The 20,052-nt window shown below is 38.4% G+C and carries 23 protein-coding genes; 17 read left to right on the top strand and 6 right to left on the bottom strand.

The features are described 5' to 3' along the window. The first annotated feature begins 393 nt into the window (after positions 1–393). The 6 genes from ACRPLY_RS05925 to ACRPLY_RS05900 all read left to right on the top strand — a co-directional run bounded on the left by ACRPLY_RS05925 (position 394) and on the right by ACRPLY_RS05900 (position 5,897). On the top strand, positions 394–765 hold the full coding sequence (locus ACRPLY_RS05925; protein ID WP_028413991.1) for a thiol-disulfide oxidoreductase DCC family protein: 372 nt from the start codon (positions 394–396) through the stop codon (positions 763–765). 147 nt (positions 766–912) lie between these two features. Further along, positions 913–1,833 (top strand): oxidoreductase, encoded by a 921-nt coding sequence (locus tag ACRPLY_RS05920; protein ID WP_432231662.1) that lies wholly within the window; start codon positions 913–915, stop codon positions 1,831–1,833. 180 nt (positions 1,834–2,013) lie between these two features. After that, entirely contained in the window at positions 2,014–2,994 is a 981-nt protein-coding gene (locus ACRPLY_RS05915; RefSeq protein ID WP_033578473.1) for a DUF3231 family protein, read from the top strand. Between the two features lie 201 nt (positions 2,995–3,195). Further along, complete coding sequence (locus tag ACRPLY_RS05910; protein ID WP_047751340.1) at positions 3,196–3,936, top strand: DsbA family oxidoreductase; 741 nt, start codon at positions 3,196–3,198, stop codon at positions 3,934–3,936. Positions 3,937–4,137: 201 nt separating this feature from the next. Further along, positions 4,138–5,097 carry a S8 family peptidase gene (locus ACRPLY_RS05905; RefSeq protein ID WP_432231661.1) on the top strand — a complete coding sequence of 320 codons (960 nt, stop codon included), beginning with the start codon at positions 4,138–4,140 and terminating at the stop codon, positions 5,095–5,097. Further along, positions 5,094–5,897, top strand: a complete 804-nt coding sequence (locus tag ACRPLY_RS05900; protein WP_028413987.1) for an endonuclease I family protein — start codon at positions 5,094–5,096, stop codon at positions 5,895–5,897. Before ACRPLY_RS05905 ends, ACRPLY_RS05900 begins: the two co-directional genes overlap by 4 nt. A 50-nt stretch (positions 5,898–5,947) precedes the next feature. Here the strand turns inward: ACRPLY_RS05900 and ACRPLY_RS05895 are convergent, their stop codons facing one another. After that, the gene (locus ACRPLY_RS05895) at positions 5,948–6,409 is read right to left on the bottom strand and encodes a MarR family winged helix-turn-helix transcriptional regulator (protein ID WP_033578476.1); all 462 of its coding nucleotides are present in this window, start codon (positions 6,407–6,409) and stop codon (positions 5,948–5,950) included. 279 nt (positions 6,410–6,688) lie between these two features. Here ACRPLY_RS05895 and ACRPLY_RS05890 point away from each other — a divergent pair, with 279 nt between their 5' ends. From ACRPLY_RS05890 to ACRPLY_RS05875, 4 genes are all read left to right on the top strand, one after another. Further along, entirely contained in the window at positions 6,689–7,327 is a 639-nt protein-coding gene (locus tag ACRPLY_RS05890; RefSeq protein WP_028413985.1) for an HlyD family efflux transporter periplasmic adaptor subunit, read from the top strand. A 33-nt stretch (positions 7,328–7,360) separates the two neighbouring features. Beyond that, positions 7,361–8,986, top strand: coding sequence for a DHA2 family efflux MFS transporter permease subunit (locus tag ACRPLY_RS05885; RefSeq protein ID WP_033578477.1), 1,626 nt, complete (start codon positions 7,361–7,363; stop codon positions 8,984–8,986). A 61-nt stretch (positions 8,987–9,047) separates the two neighbouring features. Continuing rightward, on the top strand, positions 9,048–9,476 hold the full coding sequence (locus ACRPLY_RS05880; protein WP_034266596.1) for a MarR family winged helix-turn-helix transcriptional regulator: 429 nt from the start codon (positions 9,048–9,050) through the stop codon (positions 9,474–9,476). A 44-nt stretch (positions 9,477–9,520) separates the two neighbouring features. Then, complete coding sequence (locus ACRPLY_RS05875) at positions 9,521–9,718, top strand: helix-turn-helix domain-containing protein (RefSeq protein WP_028413982.1); 198 nt, start codon at positions 9,521–9,523, stop codon at positions 9,716–9,718. Positions 9,719–9,747: 29 nt separating this feature from the next. On the opposite strand, the gene ytzI is transcribed toward ACRPLY_RS05875, so the two are convergent. Continuing rightward, complete coding sequence (gene ytzI / locus ACRPLY_RS05870; RefSeq protein WP_080754395.1) at positions 9,748–9,882, bottom strand: YtzI protein; 135 nt, start codon at positions 9,880–9,882, stop codon at positions 9,748–9,750. 128 nt (positions 9,883–10,010) lie between these two features. On the opposite strand from ytzI, the gene ACRPLY_RS05865 reads away from it, so the two are divergent. Beyond that, positions 10,011–10,172, top strand: a complete 162-nt coding sequence (locus ACRPLY_RS05865; protein WP_074894520.1) for a YfhD family protein — start codon at positions 10,011–10,013, stop codon at positions 10,170–10,172. 37 nt (positions 10,173–10,209) lie between these two features. Here ACRPLY_RS05865 and ACRPLY_RS05860 read toward each other — a convergent pair whose 3' ends face one another. The 4 genes from ACRPLY_RS05860 to ACRPLY_RS05845 form a co-directional block, all read right to left on the bottom strand. Then, the gene (locus tag ACRPLY_RS05860; RefSeq protein ID WP_432231660.1) at positions 10,210–11,217 is read right to left on the bottom strand and encodes a FecCD family ABC transporter permease; all 1,008 of its coding nucleotides are present in this window, start codon (positions 11,215–11,217) and stop codon (positions 10,210–10,212) included. Next, on the bottom strand, positions 11,214–12,224 hold the full coding sequence (locus ACRPLY_RS05855; protein ID WP_154991520.1) for a FecCD family ABC transporter permease: 1,011 nt from the start codon (positions 12,222–12,224) through the stop codon (positions 11,214–11,216). The genes ACRPLY_RS05860 and ACRPLY_RS05855 overlap by 4 nt, the downstream gene beginning before the upstream one ends. 81 nt (positions 12,225–12,305) lie before the next feature. After that, positions 12,306–13,226, bottom strand: coding sequence for an iron-hydroxamate ABC transporter substrate-binding protein (locus ACRPLY_RS05850; protein WP_028413979.1), 921 nt, complete (start codon positions 13,224–13,226; stop codon positions 12,306–12,308). Continuing rightward, positions 13,227–14,021 carry an ABC transporter ATP-binding protein gene (locus tag ACRPLY_RS05845; protein WP_028413978.1) on the bottom strand — a complete coding sequence of 265 codons (795 nt, stop codon included), beginning with the start codon at positions 14,019–14,021 and terminating at the stop codon, positions 13,227–13,229. It abuts the gene before it with no gap. 189 nt (positions 14,022–14,210) lie between these two features. Between ACRPLY_RS05845 and ACRPLY_RS05840 the strand changes: the two genes are divergently transcribed. The 6 genes from ACRPLY_RS05840 to ACRPLY_RS05815 all read left to right on the top strand — a co-directional run bounded on the left by ACRPLY_RS05840 (position 14,211) and on the right by ACRPLY_RS05815 (position 19,919). Next, positions 14,211–15,260 carry an NAD(P)/FAD-dependent oxidoreductase gene (locus ACRPLY_RS05840; protein ID WP_432231659.1) on the top strand — a complete coding sequence of 350 codons (1,050 nt, stop codon included), beginning with the start codon at positions 14,211–14,213 and terminating at the stop codon, positions 15,258–15,260. Between the two features lie 154 nt (positions 15,261–15,414). Continuing rightward, complete coding sequence (gene megL, locus ACRPLY_RS05835) at positions 15,415–16,602, top strand: methionine gamma-lyase (protein WP_033578482.1); 1,188 nt, start codon at positions 15,415–15,417, stop codon at positions 16,600–16,602. A gap of 199 nt (positions 16,603–16,801) precedes the next feature. Then, positions 16,802–18,046, top strand: a complete 1,245-nt coding sequence (locus ACRPLY_RS05830; protein ID WP_028413975.1) for a Bcr/CflA family efflux MFS transporter — start codon at positions 16,802–16,804, stop codon at positions 18,044–18,046. Between the two features lie 118 nt (positions 18,047–18,164). After that, complete coding sequence (locus ACRPLY_RS05825) at positions 18,165–19,007, top strand: aldo/keto reductase (RefSeq protein ID WP_154972734.1); 843 nt, start codon at positions 18,165–18,167, stop codon at positions 19,005–19,007. Positions 19,008–19,146: 139 nt separating this feature from the next. Continuing rightward, the gene (locus ACRPLY_RS05820) at positions 19,147–19,632 is read left to right on the top strand and encodes a PaaI family thioesterase (RefSeq protein WP_098113433.1); all 486 of its coding nucleotides are present in this window, start codon (positions 19,147–19,149) and stop codon (positions 19,630–19,632) included. A 38-nt stretch (positions 19,633–19,670) separates the two neighbouring features. After that, positions 19,671–19,919, top strand: a complete 249-nt coding sequence (locus tag ACRPLY_RS05815; protein WP_432231658.1) for a hypothetical protein — start codon at positions 19,671–19,673, stop codon at positions 19,917–19,919. Positions 19,920–20,052 lie beyond the last annotated feature (133 nt).

Genomic DNA, 20,052 nt, shown 5'->3' with positions numbered 1-20,052 from the left:
CTTATATGAAATGGATAAAAGCAATCACCCAGCCCTCCTTTTTTCATCGTTATTTATAAACCTACTTCCATGATAAGTTTATGAAGACATTACCTTTACCTTTTATCATTGGATTTATTCAGTTCTTTTTAGTATGCGACTAAATGCGTGCATCTAGTGCTTCAAATCAATATGAAATCTATTTTAACATGTTTTTAGCGCTTTAAACCAAAAAAGTGATATTTTATAAAAAAATCCTATCTTCTTTCGCGGCTTCACAAAAGAAACTCCACAAAAAATGTTCGCTTTAAAGCCAGGCTGCACAAGAAGTGCCTCTTAATGATGGTTATTAAAAATGAGAAAAGGGTATTTATAAACTAAGGAAAAAGAAATAAGGGAAGAAAGGTGGAAACAATGAAGCACAAAGTATTTTTTGATGCGGAATGTCCTTTATGTTACAACGTAAAAAAAATAATTAAAGCGCTGGACTGGACGAACCAAATCCAGTGGATTCCAGTTCAATACATTGAGCGAACGGAGTATAGCTACTTAAAAGAAGAAGGAAGAGACTTATATGATCAAATTCATATGGTCACCAAAAAAGGGGAAGTATTAGCAGGATTTGAAACGGTCAGACGGCTTTTAGCTGTTTTGCCTCTTACATGTCCAATCGGCGTGCTTCTGCATTTACCATTAATGAAAAAAGCGTTTAGTCCGCTATACAAATGGATATCCACAAACAGGTACGACTGGTTTGGGCGCTACGATTCGCCGCGAACCACATAAACATATAAAAGGGACAAGCTTTTAAAAAGCTTGTCCCTTTTGTTTTGAAGACATTATAATTTATACATATTTTAATTTTTAAAAAACGTATGTGACCGAGACGCGTAAATTCTAGAAAAAAAGCTATAGCTGAAAGGGAGAACTTATATGACAACAAAATGGACAGCTGAACGGATGCCCGATTTAAAGGGGAAAACAGCCCTTATAACGGGAGGAAACAGCGGTATTGGGTTTGAAGCTGCAAAGGCTCTAGCAGCTCGCGGAGCAGAAATCATTCTTGCTGTGCGTAATGATGAGAAAGGGAAAGAAGCTAAGAAGAGAATTAAAGCGGATAACGGGAATGCTAAAGTGACTATTATGTCATTAGATCTTAGTGACTTGAGCTCTATTCGGGATTTTGCCAATCAATTTCTTCAACAATACTTGTCTTTGGATCTTCTCATTAATAATGCAGGCGTGATGGTGCCGCCTCACAGCAAAACGAAAGACGGATTTGAACTGCAGTTTGGCTGTAATCATTTAGGACATTTTGCACTTACGGGTTTGCTGCTTCCTTTACTAATGGCCACTCCACATTCACGTGTCGTAACGGTAAGCAGTATAGCCGCTAATTCTGGAGAAATCTATTTTGATAATCTAGACGGAGAAAAAGGCTACAGTCCAATGAAGTTCTATAGACAAAGCAAACTCGCCAACCTATTGTTTGCCAAAGAATTGCAAACTCGCTTAGAAGCAGCCGGATCAACGACAATTAGTGCCGCTGTACATCCAGGTATTTCTAATACAAACCTATTATCACGCGGTTCAGGTAAAGAACCAAACGGCTTGTTGAAATTTTTAGTCAAGCTATTTAGTCAATCTGCAGAAATGGGCGCGCTGCCTACTCTTTATGCAGCCACTGAATCAATAGAAGGCGGTACATATATTGGGCCAGACGGAAAAGATGCTAAAAAAGGATATCCTGTAAAAGATATGATGGGAGATGTTTTATTTAAACCGGACGTAGCGGAAAAACTATGGAGCGTATCTGAGGACTTAACAGGTGTTGGGTACTCGTTTCGTGCTTAAGATAAAAAACAGTTCTGTAAGTGCGGAGCTGTTTTTTTGTTGCTCCAAAACTATAGATCAGCGGGTTAAATAAAAAAAAGAATGTTGGATAGCATAATGGTAAGTAAACGTACAATGAGTATGTTCTCTTTTGAGCGATAAAAGCACTCAACAAAGCTCAAGAAGCGGAGGAAAGTAACAGTGCCTGACAAACCTAGTATTACCTCAAGTGAAATTGGAACGCTGTGGATGACATATCAGCAGAAAACGTTAATCATTTGCTTGTTGGATTATATGATTGAACATGCAGACGATGAAGATGCTAAAACAATTATGACAGATTTGCGTGAGCAGCTTATTATATACATACGAAAGATAAAAACAATATTTGAAAAAGAAGGAGCCGTAGTGCCAACCGGGCTTTCATCTCAAGACGTAAACATACAGGCTCCAAAACTATTTACTAATGGATTTGATATTATGTTTCTTCGTGTTATTAAAGAAATTAGTATGGGGATGTATACATTAAGTTTAGGTAAGGCCTACAGAGAAGATGTGGTGAAATTTTATCAAGATTTAACAAAGATTACGCAACATTGTTATGATTCCTGTACGCAGTATTTACTGAAAAAAGGGATTTTATCACGTCCACCCTATATTCCGATGCCAACCACCGTTGAGTTTGTTTCTGACAGAAAATATTTGAGCGGCTTAAATGTATTTGCGGATAAAAGAGTATTAAATACGATGGAGCTAGCTCAGCTTTATCACGGGGTCGAAACAAACATTGTGGGGATGAAGTTAATGAAGGCTTTTTCTCAAACGGCTAAAGATACCGAAGTCAAAAAGCATTTTTTGAAAGGAAAAGAGCTCAGTAAAAAGATTATTACGCGTCTAGAAGAAATAATTATACAAGACGATATTTCACCTTCTGTTGCCTCAACAGGAAGCATCACGACTTCTGAAACGCCTGCTTTTTCTGATCGTTTGATGCTGACATGCGATATTTTACTAAGTAATTTTAGTATTGGAAGTCAGGCATTTGGAGCAGCATTTAGTTTTCGAAGAGATATTGTGGCTAAAATGATGCTGATAGGAGAAGATGCGTTTCAATATGCAAGCGAAGCGACGGAAATTATGATTAAAAAAGGCTGGCTTGAAGTTCCACCAAGTATTGATTAGCTAATATGAAAATACGTATTTACATGATGCTCTTTTAAAAGCAATGAATTTAAAATAAGTGAGATAAAAACACGGTGCTGATTCAATACACTTAGTATGTAAATCAACACCGTGCTTTTTGCTGTGTTTGAGCAAGTTATGATGGAAATTCTTCAAAGGTATGCTACGATAAGAATTATCTTGAATTGAAGAGGTGTCACGATGAAAATAGAAGTTTGGTCAGATTTTGTCTGTCCTTTTTGTTATATTGGAAAGCGTCGATTAGAGCAAGCGCTTCAGCAGTTTGCACACAAAGATGACGTGCAGGTTGAATTTAAAAGCTTTGAGCTAGATCCAAATGCTTCAGTTAATACTGGTAAAACGATTAATGAAGCTCTTGCTGCTAAATATGGAATGACCATTGAACAAGCAAAGCAAGCAAATGAAGGGATCGGACAGCAGGCAGCTGGTGTAGGATTATCCTTTAATTTTGACGACATGAAGCCAACTAATACATTTGACGCTCATCGTTTAGCTAAATTTGCAAAAGCTCAAGGAAAAGAAGCAGCTATTACAGAAAAACTCTTATATGCATATTTCACTGAATCAAAACATCTAGGTGAAGAAGAGACGCTGATTGCTCTTGCTGAAGATGCAGGTCTTGATCGAGAAGAAGCACGTCAAATTCTTGCAGATAAAAATGCATATGCAAATGAAGTGCGCAGTGATGAAGCAACGGCTCAGCAATATGGCATTAGCGGCGTTCCGTATTTTGTTATTAATCAAAAATATGCGATTTCAGGTGCACAGCCAGTCGAAACATTTGTAGGAGCTCTCCAACAAGTATGGGAAGAAGAAAATCCGACTCCCGCTTTGAAGAGTTTGTCTCCAGAAGGCGCAGATGATGCCTTTTGTGCAGATGGTCAATGTGCCGTGCCTGATTCTTCTAAAGACCAACAATAAAAGAAAACAGAGGCGGAAATTTCGCTTCTGCTTTTTGTTTATTTTTTTAAAAAAAATCACAAAAACACAAACGTGTGTTCTGTTTTTGTGTTATAATAAGTTTAGAAGCAACAAACCTCGATGAGTGAACTCCAAAAATAAGCGATTAAAAGTGATCCCACCATGAACTAGCTTCCATTTAATCCTGCAGGGGGAATCTAAATGAAGAACAAAGTGCGCATTATCCCATTTCAAGTAGTTGAACAATTAAGTCAATTTAATGAAGTCCCACAAGGAGTGGCTCTAATTGGAGCAGAGGAAGTATGGAAGCAAACAAAAGGACAGGGAATAACCGTAGCGGTTTTGGATACTGGCTGTGAGGTTACACACCCAGATTTGCAGGAGCGAATTATTGGAGGAAGAAATTTTACGCACGATGATCAGCAAAATCCTGATGTTTATCAAGACTATAATGGTCACGGTACTCACGTAGCAGGCACAATTGCAGCAGCTCATAATGGAGCGGGCGTTGTAGGAGTGGCTCCTGAGGTGAATTTACTTATTCTGAAAGTACTTGATGGGAATGGTTCAGGTCAATATGAATGGATTATTCAAGGTATTACCTACGCCATCCAGCAAAAAGTAGATATCATTTCAATGTCACTTGGAGGTCCGGCCGATGTACCTGAACTGCATGAAGCGATTCAGGATGCTGTTGATCAGAATATTTTAGTTGTCTGCGCAGCGGGAAATGAAGGAGATGGAGAAAGCTCCACAGATGAGTTTGCATACCCAGGCTCATATAATGAAGTGATTAGCGTAGGAGCGGTTGATCTAAAGAAACGTTCTTCGATATTTTCCAACTCAAACAATGAAGTGGACGTAGTGGCTCCGGGGGAGAAGATCATATCAACCTACTTGAATGGAAAGTATGCCGCACTGAGCGGAACTTCTATGGCCACGTCTCACGTGGCGGGAGCTTTGGCATTGATAAAAGTTCTTTCAAATGAAACGTTTGGAAGAGAACTTACAGAACCAGAGCTTTACGCACAGTTAATCAGAAGAACACTTCCATTAAATGAATCACCAAGAGAAGTAGGAAACGGGTTTGTGCACTTGACCATTGTTGAAAAGCTATTGCGTGAAATTCAACGTCAAATGACTTCAGAGGTGATGGGATGAAAAGCAGTTTAGATATATTAATGGTGGAAAAACAGCAGGCAAAAGCCCTTTATCACGAATACGTAAACAAACGAAGCTATTATGATGAAAAGACGGATGAAGAGAGTAAAAATCTTTATTATCGAGGTACTCTCTTTGAAAGAGAAGCCATGCAAGCTTTGTTAACGGAAACGCATCAGCATTTGCTGAGTTATTCGCCGCATAAATATGTATATCCATGGGTGGATCTACAGGAGAATGGAGAGCTGAAGAGTCTGTATTCAGGGAAAGGTATGGATCCGTTAGAAGCGATACAGCAAGATATTGATGCACTTCAGTCGCTTAGTCACTCATCTGTTTCAAGCAATGATATACTGCTAAACTGTGAGCACGTTGTCCCGCAATCTTGGTTTGGAAAACAAGAGCCTATGAGAGGCGATTTGCATCATTTGTTTGCGTGTGAACCTTCTTGTAACAGCCGAAGAGGTAATTCCTCTTATATTGACTTCCCGGATTATACACCGGAAGTTAAGCAATCAGATGTGAAAGAAGGGTGCGGCAAATCAGAAAAAGGTAAGTTTGAACCCGAATATGGAAAAGGAATTGTCGCTCGAGCTACGCTTTATTTTTTAATTCGCTATCATAATAAAATTGACTCTTCACGAGTAGATCTTCCTCTTTTACTAAAATGGCATGAAGAATTTACCGTTTCACTTTATGAAAAACATCGCAATGCAGCAATTTTTGAATTGCAAGGCAACCGAAATCCTTTTATCGATTTTCCTGACAAAGCAGCTACATTAATGAATTCGGCTTTCTAAAATAAAAAAGGAGCTCCGTTTCTATTCGAAACGGAGCTCCTTTAGGTATCCTAATAAGAAAATCCATATTTATCGCTCAAAAGGGCATCCATTTTATTTAACAAGCGAAAATATTCTTCTTGTTCTTCTACAGTTAGAGCTGCTAGCATATCTTTTAAAAATACATTTCGCTTCTCTGTAATCATTGAAACAAGCTGTTTGGATTCATCGGTCAATGAAACCCACACGACTCTCCGGTCTTTTTCGTCTCGCACGCGCTGAATGAGAGATTCTTCTTCCAATTGATTTAATAAGCTAGTTGTAGCGCCCGAGGTTAAGTGAAGTTTATTTGAAATATCTGCCACCATATACTTTGTACCGCTGGCAATGTAGTTTAAGATATAAAATTTAGTGGGTGTTAAGTGATAAGGCTGCGTTTTTAATGTTTCTTCGACTAAATGTCGCATATATTGAAAAAAAGATGTGTTAATTTGATAAAGGTGTTCAATTTTTGATTCTACATTGTTATCCATGCTAGCTTCCATCTCCTTGTACACTACGGACATATATAAACTAACTCTAAAATAAAATGAAACAATTGTAAAGGATGGAAACGATTATCTTTAACCCCCATTATTATTTTTAAATTAATATCTTTACGAAAAAATATCTTTATGATAAAGTTATTTAGGTAGTTAACCAAATGGATGATTATAAAGAAACATATCTCCTAATAGATGGAGATAATATCTTTATGAAAAAGCTATATCAAAAAGTAATTTTATTAGTGAAGTATTAAGGAGGAGTAATGAATGTCTAGAAGTCGCTTAATGGTAACAAATTTTATTGGAATCATCGTTATTTTAGCTTTATTAATTGGAGGAGGATATTATTACGTTCAAAAATCCAACTATATTACAACGGATAACGCTAAAGTATCTGGAGATGTATACAACGTAGTTGCACCTGCAGCAGGTAAGGTAGCAAGCTGGACAGTGGAAGAAGGAAATGATGTATCAAAAGATGCTGAAATTGCTAAGATTCAAGCTGAAAAAGGCTCTGTAGCTGCTACAGTACCAGCAGATGGAAAAATTATTCAAACAAATGTAAAAGAAAATCAAATGGTTCAAGCTGGACAGCAAATTGCAACCGAAGTAGATATGAAAGATCTATTTATCGTAGCGAATATCAAAGAGGATCAGCTTAAGGATATTAAAGAGGGCGACGATGTAGATGTAACAGTAGATGGAGACAGTAGTACAAAAATTGACGGTAAAGTTGAAGAAGTGGGATATGCAACTAATTCACTTTCATCTTTAACATCGAACTCAAGCTCAGATGGAAACTACACAAAAGTATCTCAAACGGTTCCTGTAAAAATCTCTATTTCTAATTATTCAGAGCATGTGCTACCAGGAATGAACGCTGAAGTAAAAATTTCAAAAGACTAATTCTTACTACAACAGTTCAAGAAGGGAGGAAATATGATGACAGCCAGTATAGAAAACACAAGTGATGGATCCATCAAAAAGCATATTCCGCTATTGATTGTTTTAATGCTTGGTTTGTTTCTTGCAATATTAAATCAAACGTTACTAAACGTAGCCATCCCGCATTTAATTACTGAGTTTGGCGTAACCGCAAATACAGCTCAGTGGTTGTTAACTGGATATATGCTTGTGAACGGGGCGTTAATTCCGCTTTCAGCTTTTTTAATTGAACGATTTGGTGTGCGTCGCTTGTTCTTATTTGCAATGGTTTGTTTTACAGTAGGGTCATTGATTTGCGGAATTGCACCTACATTTTCGATTATGCTTACCGGCCGTTTAATTCAAGCTATTGGCGGAGGTGTCTTATCGCCTCTTGTTATGACCATTATTGTGTTTATTTTCCCTCCTCACATGCGAGGAAAAGGGATGGGTATTTTTGGATTAGCCATGATGTTCGCACCGGCTATTGGTCCAACATTATCTGGATGGGTTATTCAAAACTATGATTGGCACATCCTTTTTAACGGCATGGTGCCATTAGGTGCGATTGTATTAATTATTGCTTTCTTTCAATTAAAAGACATTCAGCCTCCAAAGGATGTAAAAGTTCACATGCCTTCAGTTGTGACATCACTTGCAGGTATGGGATTATTGCTTTACGGATTTAGTGAAGCTGGAAATGACGGCTGGACGGATTCAGTTGTTCTTTCTACAATCATTGGTGGGGCAGTTCTTTTAATTATATTTGTTCTTCAACAAATTAAATCTGAAAAGCCGCTATTGGATATGCGCGTGTTTAAATATAATATTTTTTCACTATCAAATATTATTAGTATTGCGATTACAATCAGTATGTACGCAGGTATGTTCTTGCTTCCAATTTACTTGCAAAATATCCGCGGATATTCTGCTTTTGATTCAGGACTGCTGTTGCTTCCTGGCGCACTTGTTATGCTGGTTATGTCGCCGATTTCAGGTACATTGTTTGATAAAGTGGGACCTCGTCCGCTAGCAATCGTTGGTATGTTTATTACATCTATTTCAACGTTTGAATTTACGAAGCTGACGATGGATACACCGTTTAATCATATTTTAGCGATTTATATTATCCGCTCGTTTGGTATGTCACTTTTAATGATGCCAATTATGACAGCCGGTTTGAATCAGCTTCCGCAGAGACTAAGCAGTCACGGAACGTCAATGTCTAATACGCTTCGTCAAGTAAGTGGTTCAATTGGTATTAGTTTAATGACGACCATTTTTACAAACCGTACAACGTATCATGTAAATGAAATCAGCAGTTCCATGAATACGTCTGATCCATTCTTTATGAATAGCTTTCATTTATTTGTACAAAAAGTAGCTGCTACTTTGCATTTATCACAAGATCAAGCTCAGCAGCAAGCGCTGACGATTTTATCTGGAAAAATGACGCAGCAAGGTACGATTCAAGGTATTAACGATGCTTTTTATTGGGCAACAGCGATTTCTGTTATCGGTTTAATTTTAAGTTTCTTCCTTCGTGACGTACGTAAAGATAAAGTAGTCGAAGAAAAGAAATCAAAAGCTCAAGAGGAAGATATTCGTATGCTTCCAGCTCCAAAAAGTATAAATTCATAAAGTGCTATAGAATCAAAAGTTCATCATAAAACATGTTGGAGAGAAAGGGGCGGTGAGGTGGATGGATCCATTGATATTTGGTGAAGAAATTCAAAGAATTTCAATATCTTTAAACAAAAAAGTAATGACAAATGTAAAAAGCCTTTTACAGCATTACAGAATTACCCCTTTTCAATATCATATTTTACTGATTGTTGAACGTGCACGTACAATGCCTGTGACCAAAGTGGCAGACGAAATGAAGGCGAGCCCAAGCGTTATCACAGCATCAATTACACGTTTGTATGAACTGAATCTTGTGGAGCGCTACCATTCAAAAGAAGATCGGCGTAAAGTTATGGTTGAGCTTACAAGCAAGGGAAAACAAGTGATTCAAGCGGCTGAGAAAGACATGCAGCAAAGGGTTGAAAAACTGTTTGCATGCTATAAAGAAGAAGAGCAGCAGCAATTTCTTACGCTCTGTCGGCAGCTAGATGAACATGTGACTTGAAGAGGAATAAAAAAAGTATATTGAGTTATGCGGAGTGAGTGCAAATGGATAAAGAGATGGTAAAAAACATTCGAAAAAACTACAATATGAATCAGCGAAACTTCGCTCAAGCAGTGAACTGCAGTTTTTCTTTAATCGCCCTGGTTGAAGTTGGGAAGAGAAGAGTAACAAAAAACTTAGAAGACAAAATTAAGCAAGCATTTCAATTGAACGATCATGATTTAAAATCACTGCAGGGCTAATAAAAAAAGTAGGTGTGAAACGAGCGCACCTACTTTTTTTCGTGTTGTTTTTTTGTAAGCGGATCTACGGTATGTTTATAATCATAAGCTTTTGAGGTGGTAACTACGCACAGCAGTAAAATAACAAATACAATGATAATAGAGAGCGTAATAATGATGATCATATAAAACGTCCTTTCTTTTTCTTATTACGTATGCTTTCGGTCTTATTGGTAAAATTCCTTCTTTCTCCACATAGTGCAGAAACGACAAACGCATACTAATAACAGTCTAGAATAAAGGAGTGTTCATTATGAATGAAAAAGAGTTGAAGAAACAATTAAAAAAGGTAGCAGATTATCCTGCATCTAAAGCAGATGGAGTGGACGAAGAGTTTTCGCGTGAATTAGCAGACCAAGACGATTTAGAAGCACAGGCTAGAGCGAACGCTGCAGATGAAAGACAAAAAAAATAATAACTAGACGCGCTTTCTGAAAAAGCGCGTCTGCTTATTATTTTTTCAAAAGCAAATAAACAAAATAAGGAGCACCGATTACGGCGGCAATAATTCCTGCCGGTATACCGTTAGGATTGGCAATGTTATGTCCTATCGTATCTGCAATCAGCAAAAGCCAACCGCCAAGTAGAATAGCAACGGGAATAAAAAGCTGACTTCTCGGTCCTACTAAGCCTTTAGCAATATGAGGAGCAAGAAGTCCAATAAAAGCCACGCCGCCCGTCACTGAAACCGCGGCTGCCGCTAATGCCACCGCGGCTAAAAGCAATGTTACACGTTCTTTCTCCAGAGAAATTCCGACTCCAATAGCTGCAGCTTCATTTAAATTAAAAATGTTTAATGAGTTTGCTTTGTACAATATAAAAGGAATCAAGACAAGAAGCCAAGGTAGAAGAGCCCATATAAAAGGCCAGTCTGTCCCCCAGATGCTCCCTGCAATCCATTTAGCAATAAAATCAACTTTAACCCGATCAGCTGATGACATAATCACCACCATCATTCCAGAAAGAGCCATTGAAAAACCTACGCCTGTTAAAATCAACTTTACAGGCTGCAGTCCTTGGCTTTTACTATATGCACAAAGATAGATAAGACCAGCTGTCAACAAGGCGCCGATAAAGCCTACCAGCGGAAGGGCATAAACGAAAGAGCCTGCTTCAATTGGGGAAAATAAAAAGAACACAGCAATTGCGGCTCCTGCTCCTGAATTAATTCCTATAATACCAGGTTCCGCTAAATCATTGCGCGTAACACCTTGTAAGATAGCTCCTGATAAAGCTAGAGCCATTCCTGCTAGAAGCGTAATGATAATCCGCGGAAGTCGAATTGAAAAAAGGACGAACTCATCTGTAAAATTCCCTTTGCCCAAAAGAGTAGGAAACACTTTATTGTAAGGAAGGGGTGCATCACCGAGTCCCATTCCTATCACAACCGTTCCAAGAATCAAAACAGTGAGCAGCATCATAATTATTCGTTGTTTTCTAATAAGCGCTGGGTGAATCATGAGAATGCTTTTCCTCCTTTACGAACAATGACTAAAAAGAAAGGTAAACCAATCATCGATACAACTGCTGCTATCGGTGTTTCATAAGGAGCACTGACCGTTCGAGCCAATGTATCAGCGAGCAGCATAAACGCTGCGCCAGTGATAGCGGACATAGGGATAATAAAACGATAGTCAGTTCCTACAATTCCTCGTACAATATGAGGAATCATCAAGCCGATAAACACCATGTTTCCCACTAGCGCAACAGAAGCACCCGCAAGAAGAATCATGATGACAAATAAAATGGTTTTGACTTTTGTCGTTTGCTGGCCCAATCCTACAGCCACTTCTTCATTTAAACTCAGAATAGTAAGCTGCCGAGAAAGCAAAAGGGCAATGAATATACCTCCGAGAATAAAAGGAACAATGATTTGAAGCTGTTCCCAAGAAGTGCCTACCATTCCCCCAGCAGTCCACATCGATATATCTTTTGAAATTTTGAAATAAATACCAACGCCTTCTCCAATGGCATAAAGAAATGCTGAAACGGCAGCTCCCGCTAGTACAATTCGAAGCGGAGAAAATCCTCCTCTTTTTAGAGCAGCAATCCCAAACACTAGGATTGCGCCAACCCCGGCTCCTATAAAGCAAGCAATCGTAATACCCAAATAATTTATAGCAGGGGTCAAGGCAATTGTTACAGCTAAAGCCGCATTTGCGCCAGACGTTAACCCTAAAAGTCCTGGATCTGCAAGTGGGTTTCTTGTCATACCTTGCATAATAGCCCCTGATACTGATAAAGCAGCCCCCACAAAAACAGCGGCGATTTCACGAGGTAAACGAATATCTCTGATGATCGAAATCTGTTCGTTTACACTGCTTGATGAAAGTGCTAGCCATACATCTTTTATCGATATGTCAGCAGCGCCAAAAACCATTGAAGAAACAAACATTATGATGAATACGAGCAGCATACCTATTAATTTGTATAAAAAAGGAATGAAACGCTGATTGTCTTTTTTCATAACACACCCATCTTTTCATGTAAGAATAAATTTAGTAAAACAAAGTAAGAGGAATTCTAAAAAGAATTCCTCTTGAATGAATTACTTGCCAAGAAATTTTTGAGTAAAGAAATCTAGTTGATAATCTAATGTGATTGGATCATTAAAATAAAATTCTTTTGCATTTGCTTCAAATACGTGATTATTCTTTACAGCAGGAATATTTTTGTACGTATCTGTTTTCTCAAATGATGTATCTCCATCTTGGTTTTTGCTAAAGATTAAATAATCTCCGGCATATTCAGGAAGAACTTCTGGCGAAATCGCATAGTATCCATCTTTCAAAGCCATTTTCTTTACTTTCTCTGGCATTTTTAATTTCATTTCTTGATAAAGAATCTCCGTTCCGCGTCCCCAGTTATCCCCAAACACATAAAGCTGCTTGTCAAAGTTCTCAATAACTGAAACCGTGCTATCTTCGCCAATTTTAGCTTTGATATCAGAACCAGCTTTTGCCGCACGCTTTTTAAAGTCGTCTACCCATGATTGTGCTTCTTTTTCTTTATTTAATAGCTTTCCAATTTCTACATGCTGAGTAAGGTAATCTACTTTATCGTATGTATACGTGACAGTAGGGGCAATTTTTTTCAATTTATCAATATTTTTTGTAGTAGATAAGCCAATAATTAAGTCAGGCTTTAATTCAATGATCTTTTCTAAATTTTCGTCTGATACTTCTTCCACGCCTTTTAATTTCTTTTCAAAGCGGGGATTCATTTTAGACCATGAGTCTACTCCGACAATGTTAACACCTAAAGAAAGTACGTTACCTGCATAGGAACCTAACACAACAACACGTTTCGGATTAGCCGGAACTTTTACAGGGCCGTCTTCAGATTGATATGTGATCGTCTTGGATTCGCTGTTTTTGCTAGAATCATTTTTGCTTTCAGTTGAACCGCTGCTGCAGGCACTAATAAGTAGTACGAATATAAGCATGAATGGAAGCAATAATTTTTTCATTTAGTTATCTCCTCTTAATAAGTTATACGTGATGCACATTGGTTTATTTGTTCTCGGATCTCGTCCAATTTCAGCGTCGATATGAAACACTTTTTTTAGAACGTCCTGCGTAATGACTTCTTCACATTTTCCGGCTTTGACAATTTCACCATTTTTTAAAGCGATAATATAATCCGCAAAGCGAGCGGCTTGATTTAGATCATGAAGCACCATTACAACTGTACGTCCCTGCTCTTTGTTTAATTTTTGAAGCAGCTCAAGCACTTCTAACTGATGAGCCATATCCAAGTAGGTAGTCGGCTCATCAAGAAATATAATATCGGTTTCTTGAGCTAAAGCCATCGCAATCCACACTCGCTGGCGCTGACCGCCTGAAAGAGAATCTACAGGACGAAACTTGTAATCTTTTGTTCCGGTTACTTCAAGCGCCCAGTCAATCGTTTGATAATCTTCTTTTGATAGACGCCCAAACCCCTTTTGATAGGGAAATCGCCCATAAGATACAAGTTCTCCCACCGTTAAGCCTTTAGCACTTTCAGGGGTTTGAGGGAGAATAGCCATTTTTTTAGCGAGTGCTTTTGTATGTTCTGTTGAAATGTTTTCGCCGTCTAAAATAACGGAACCGGATTGATGAGAAATAATGCGGGTAATGGCTTTCAAAAGCGTTGATTTGCCGCATCCGTTTGAACCAATAATTGTAGTAATCTTTTTGTCTGGAATGTTAACGCTTAAATTCTTTACTATTAGACGTTCACCATAACTAATATGTAATTTCTCTGTATATAGGCGAACCATATCTGACCCTCCGTTTACATTTAATACAACAAATACTTGATAATGATTATCAGTATCGTTTACTTTACATACTATAATTCGAACGTTTCCGGATGTCAATAGTTATTTTTATTGTCAAAACGTTGAAGAAGATGTATATTTAAATGAGAATGATAATCAATGACAATTGATTACGAGGAGTGAACGTGCATGATACACAATGAACTTTTTGATGTGACAATTATAGGCGGGGGACCGGCTGGCCTTTATTCTGCCTTTTATAGCGGGCTAAGGGAAATGAAAACAAAGCTGATTGAATATCAGCCAAAACTAGGCGGAAAACTTCACGTTTATCCTGAAAAAATGATTTGGGATGTAGGGGGCCAAACGCCTATTTCCGGTGCGAAGCTTATTGAACAGCTTGTGAAACAAGGACTGACGTTTGATCCGACTGTTGTTTTAGATGAGAAGATTGAATCCATTTCTCGCTTGAAAGATGGTATTTTCCAGCTGACGGGTTCTTCAGGTGAACATCATTACTCTAAAACCATTATCCTTGCTGTTGGAGGAGGTATTTTAAATCCGCAAAAGCTCAAAATTGAAGGAGCAGAACGATTTGAAATATCAAACTTAAACTATACGGTTAAATCTCTGCAGCATTTTAAAAATAAAACGGTGATTGTTTCCGGGGGAGGCAATTCAGCCATTGATTGGGCAAATGAGCTAGAGCCCGTTGCTAAAAAGGTATATATTACGTACCGAAACAGTGAACTAAACGGTCATGAAGCACAAGTAAGACAATTAATAAACAGTTCGGCTCGGTGTCTGCTTAACACATCTATTACAAAATTAGTGGCTGATGCGACGCATGAATTTATTGAAAAAGTTGAGCTGACTAATCATCAAACCGGTGAGGTTTCTTATTTATCGATTGACGAAGTTATCATTAATCACGGTTATAAAAGAGATACAGAGCTGTTAAAAAACAGCGAACTACATATCAAAACCATTGATGACTATTACGTTGCAGGTAATGCAGCAAGCGAAACGTCTGTAGAAGGTGTATATGCAGCTGGAGATATTCTCATGCACGAAGGAAAAGTCCATTTGATTACCGGCGCTTTTCAAGATGCTGCTAATGCCGTAAACAAAGCAAAACAATTCGTTCAGCCCTCTGCTGCTAAGACAGCTATGGTTTCTTCTCATAATGAAGTATTTAAAAAGCGTAATTCAATACTAATTAAACAAATGATGAAGTAAAGCGAGGTGCAGTGTGCATGTCGCTTCCTTCTCTACGGTGGAATTATCTACATAGATAGGCAGGGAACGAAAAAAGAAAAGAGAAATATAATAAAAGAAAACGCTTACATTTTTAAAAATGACACAGCGCTTGTTTGCATAAGGGGGAAGCCGTATGAACGAAAAAAAGAAATATCAGTTTGAAACAAAAGCCATTCACGCAGGGTACGAATCAAAACATCATTTTGATAGTTTAGCTCCACCTATTTATCAAACGTCTACATTTACATTTTCATCTCTAGAACAAGGTGCAAACCGATTTAGCGGAGAAGAAAATGGTTATGTATATTCTCGGTTATCTAATCCGACGGTCACCATTTTAGAAGAGCGTATGGCACAGCTTGAAGAAGGCGAAGCCGCTTTGGCATTTGGATCAGGAATGGCTGCAGTATCGGCTGTATTAATTGGACTTACAAAAGCAGGCGATCATATTTTATGTTCTAAAGGAGTGTATGGATGCACGTTTGGTTTACTGGAAATGCTTGAGGAAAAATATCAAATCCATCATTCTTTTTCCAACTTGGAAACTGAGGAAGAAATTCTTGCTGCTATCAAAGAAGATACAGCATGTATTTATATTGAAACACCGATTAACCCGACTATGACTTTAGTAGATTTAGAGTTAGTGACTTGTATCGCCAAACAAAAAGGAATTCCCGTGGTAGTAGACAATACCTTTTCAACTCCTTATTTGCAGCAGCCGCTGAAGCTTGGATGCGACTTAGTTATTCATAGCGCAACTAAATTTATTGGTGGACACGGAGATGTTGTGGCAGGAATTGTAGTAGGGGACAAAGAGGTTATTTCCGTACTGCGCAAAACAACGCAAAAAGATATTGGAGGTATTCTTTCACCATTTGATGCGTGGCTGTTACTCCGAGGCTTAAAAACGCTGGCCGTTCGAATGGATCGCCACTGTGAGAATGCTGAACATATCGCAAAACAATTAAGTCTCCATCCCAAAGTAAAAGCCGTTTATTATCCAGGGGATAAAAACAGCACTGCTTATTCTCTCATGAAAAAGCAAATGAAAAAAGGAGGGGGGCTTCTCTCTTTTGAAGTGGAAGGCGGTTATAAAGAAACCGTAAAAGTGGTGAATCAGCTTAAGCTCATTTCCATCGCGGTGAGTCTTGGCGATGCTGAAACACTTATTCAGCATCCTGCCTCGATGACGCATGCAGTTGTGCCGGAAGAAGCTCGAAAAGAAATGGGCATCTCAAATGAACTTCTTCGTTTATCAGTTGGGCTGGAAGCTTGGGAAGATATTATGAGAGATTTACAGCAGGCATTAGATAGTATATAAAAAACAGCGCTTGGAGGAATTTCAAGCGCTGTTTTTTATGTTAACCGTATGTAGTTGTAGTTACTCATACCTCCTTCTTTGCCAGTGGAACTTTATCTGCATCTCTAGACAAATGTCCTAGACAGAAGGGGTGCCTTTCAATAGACTAGAGGTTATCTGTGAAAATACAATATTTAGGTAAGGAAGGTGCTCTGCTATTATGCTTCATAATCCAACTGGAAAAAAACGTCTAGGATTGGCGTTTCTTCTCAGCACGCTTGCGATATTAGGTCCGCTTAATATCGATATGTATTTGCCAAGTTTTCCTGCTATTGCTGATCATTTAGATGCGCGAGCTTCACTTGTACAGCTTAGCTTAACATCGTGTTTACTAGGACTTGCCGTTGGTCAAATCGTGATTGGTCCAATCAGTGATGCAAAGGGACGAAAAGGACCTTTACTCATCTCCATCTCTTTATTTATGTTATCGTCATTGCTCTGTGCACTGGCTCCTACTATCACGGCTTTAGTTATCGCACGCTTTTTGCAGGGGTTTACGGCTTCGGCAGGAGTTGTTCTTTCTCGCGCCATTGTCAGAGACGTTTTTAGCGGAAGAGAACTTACGAAGTTTTTTGCTCTGTTAATGGTTATCAATGCCTTTGCACCAATGATAGCACCAATGGCCGGAGGTGCTATTTTACTTCTTCCTTTTGCAAGCTGGCATACTATTTTCTTGTTTTTAAGTTTAATAGGTCTTTTAATTGTTTTAACAATCTCAATGCGTTTAAAAGAAACTTTGCCCATTGAAAATAGAACACCAAGTTCAATTGGTCATTCTGTTCGCACAATGGGCAGTTTATTACAAGATCGTTCTTTTATTGGGTATGCCCTAATTATCGGACTGGTCCATGGAGGAAGCTTTGCTTATGTATCAGGCACTCCATTTGTCTATCAAGGGATATACCATGTTTCTCCGCAAGTTTTTAGCATTTTGTTTGGTATTAACGGCTTGGCTATTGTGACTGGAAGCTTTATTATTGGGCGCTTTAGCGGAATTATCCATGAAAGAAGCCTGCTTCGCATTGCCGTGATTACGGCTGTAAGTGCTACTAGCGTACTTCTTATCATGACTATGCTTAAAGGACCGCTTGCTACGATTGTTATTCCCATTTTTATTTACATGATCTCTATAGGAATGACGATCACAGGCTCGGTGACATTGGCAATGAAAAATCAAGGACATAGAGCAGGGAGTGCGAGTGCCGTGTTAGGTATGCTTCCATTAACTTTAGGATCAATTGTTTCTCCTTTAGTAGGGATTAACGAAACAACAGCGATTCCGATGGCTGCTATCTTATTTAGTACGGCGCTTTTAGGTTTTGTAGCTTTCTTTACGTTAACTAAAAACAAGAAAGAAGCAGAAAAGTGCGAAGTTAACGAGTTTAAAACGGAGGTTTCTCCGTAATCGCTTTTTGGATTGTTTTAAAAGCATCACTCCTTTGTGAAAAGGAGTGATGCAAATTTATTCAAGTATTGGATAATATATGCTAAGCTTAGGGCATGATCGAAAGGAGTGGATAATAATGAGTAAAGTAATTCCTGAAATAACCCTTAATGACGGGGTAACCTTGCCTGCTATAGGTTTTGGTACATACAAGCTTAACGGAAATGAAGGAGTCAGCGCTATAACGAGTGCGATTGATGTAGGGTATCGTTTAATCGATACTGCTTATAATTACGAAAATGAAGGCACTGTGGGGCAAGCTCTCCGAAAAACACCGGTTTCTAGACAAGAACTATTTGTTACCTCTAAACTCCCAGGGCGATACCATACGTATGACAAAGCAATTCCTACCGTTCAAGAATCTTTATATCGGGCGAATTTAGACTATTACGATTTGTATCTTATTCATTGGCCTAATCCTAAACAAGATCATTATGTAGAAGCTTGGCAAGCACTGATTGATGCGAAGCGCTGGGGCTTGATTCGTTCAATTGGTGTTTGTAATTTTCTTCCCGAGCATATTGAGCGCTTGGAAAAAGAGACCGGCATTTTACCAAGCATCAATCAAATAGAACTGCATCCTTTTTTTAATCAACATCAATATCGAAATTGGTATCAAGAGAAAAACATTCAAATTGAATCTTGGAGTCCACTAGGACGAGCGAGTGCTGTTTTAGAAAATGAAACAATTAAACAAATTGCAGACCGTCATAATAAGACAGTTTCACAAGTGATTTTGCGATGGCATTATCAGCTAGGCGCCATTTCAATCCCAAAATCGTCATCTCGCAAGCGGCAGCTTGAAAACATATCGATTTTTTCATTTTCTTTAGATGAAACGGAGATGAATATGCTTTCAGAATTGAACCGCGAAGATGGAAGACTTAATAATCAAGACCCCGCTGCCTATGAAGAATTTTAACGATAAGGCCTCACTTATTTTTTAAGTGAGGCTTTTCTTCTAAGATTTTTAGTTATGTAAGCTTGAAAATAGTCCGTTTAGTTCTAACGATTGTAAGAGAAAATGTGTTAAAATATTCCGAAAAAAGGAGTGGTGAACCATGGAAAAAGTAGTAAAAGCGATTCAAGACGAATATCCGGATGATTTTGCATGGTGTTACGGCTGCGGCCGATTAAATCAAGACGGCTATCATTTTCGGACAGGATGGCTAGGAGAAAAAACAATTACCCTTTATACACCTAAGCCTGAACATACAGCTATACCAGGATTTGTATATGGCGGACTTCTTGCATCACTGATTGATTGTCATGGAACAGGCTCTGCATCTCTTGCTCTATACCGTAAAAATGGCTGCGAAATAGGAGATTCAGCAGAGCCGCCGCGGTTTGTTACCGGTTCTCTCCACGTAGATTTTAAAAAACCAACGCCACAGGGTGAAGTACTAAAAGCGATAGGAACCGTTGAAGAAATTCACCCGAAGAAATGGAGAGTTAAAACAGAAGTATACGCGAATGACATTATTGTTGCGACCGGAGAAGTTGTGGCAGTTGTTATGCCAAATACGTTTAAACGCCAAGAAGACTAAAAAATGCAAAACAGTTACATAAAAGAGGAGGAAAAGGTATGGGTAAATGTAATTTAGACCACTCGGTAGAAGATGTACATCAGAAGTTTAATTCGCAGTCACAGTGGCTGCCAGAAGATATTCGTTCATTATTTCATGAGTTTCTCGTGCGAAACCCTTCGCAAACAACATTAAACGAGATGTTTCATTTGCTGAAGAAATATGAGTTGGTTGATGAACAAGAAAGAAAAGAGCGAGATCGAAAAATCAAATGGCTGATATTAAATAAAGAAGATACGAAGATTTAATTTTTTAAGTGTCATAGATTTAGCCAGGTGAAGTTATTTGAAACATGTACAAAAAGAGGATGGAACATGAATGTTTTAGTTAAAGGAAGGTCCGAACAACGTATCATTCGGATCTTTCCATTGTTTTAGTTAT

The sequence above is a fragment of the Priestia sp. TGN 0903 genome (genome assembly GCF_050846855.1).
In the GTDB taxonomy this organism is placed as follows: Bacteria; Bacillota; Bacilli; order Bacillales; family Bacillaceae_H; genus Priestia; species Priestia zanthoxyli.
This window is presented reverse-complemented; position numbering and strand designations above follow the sequence as displayed.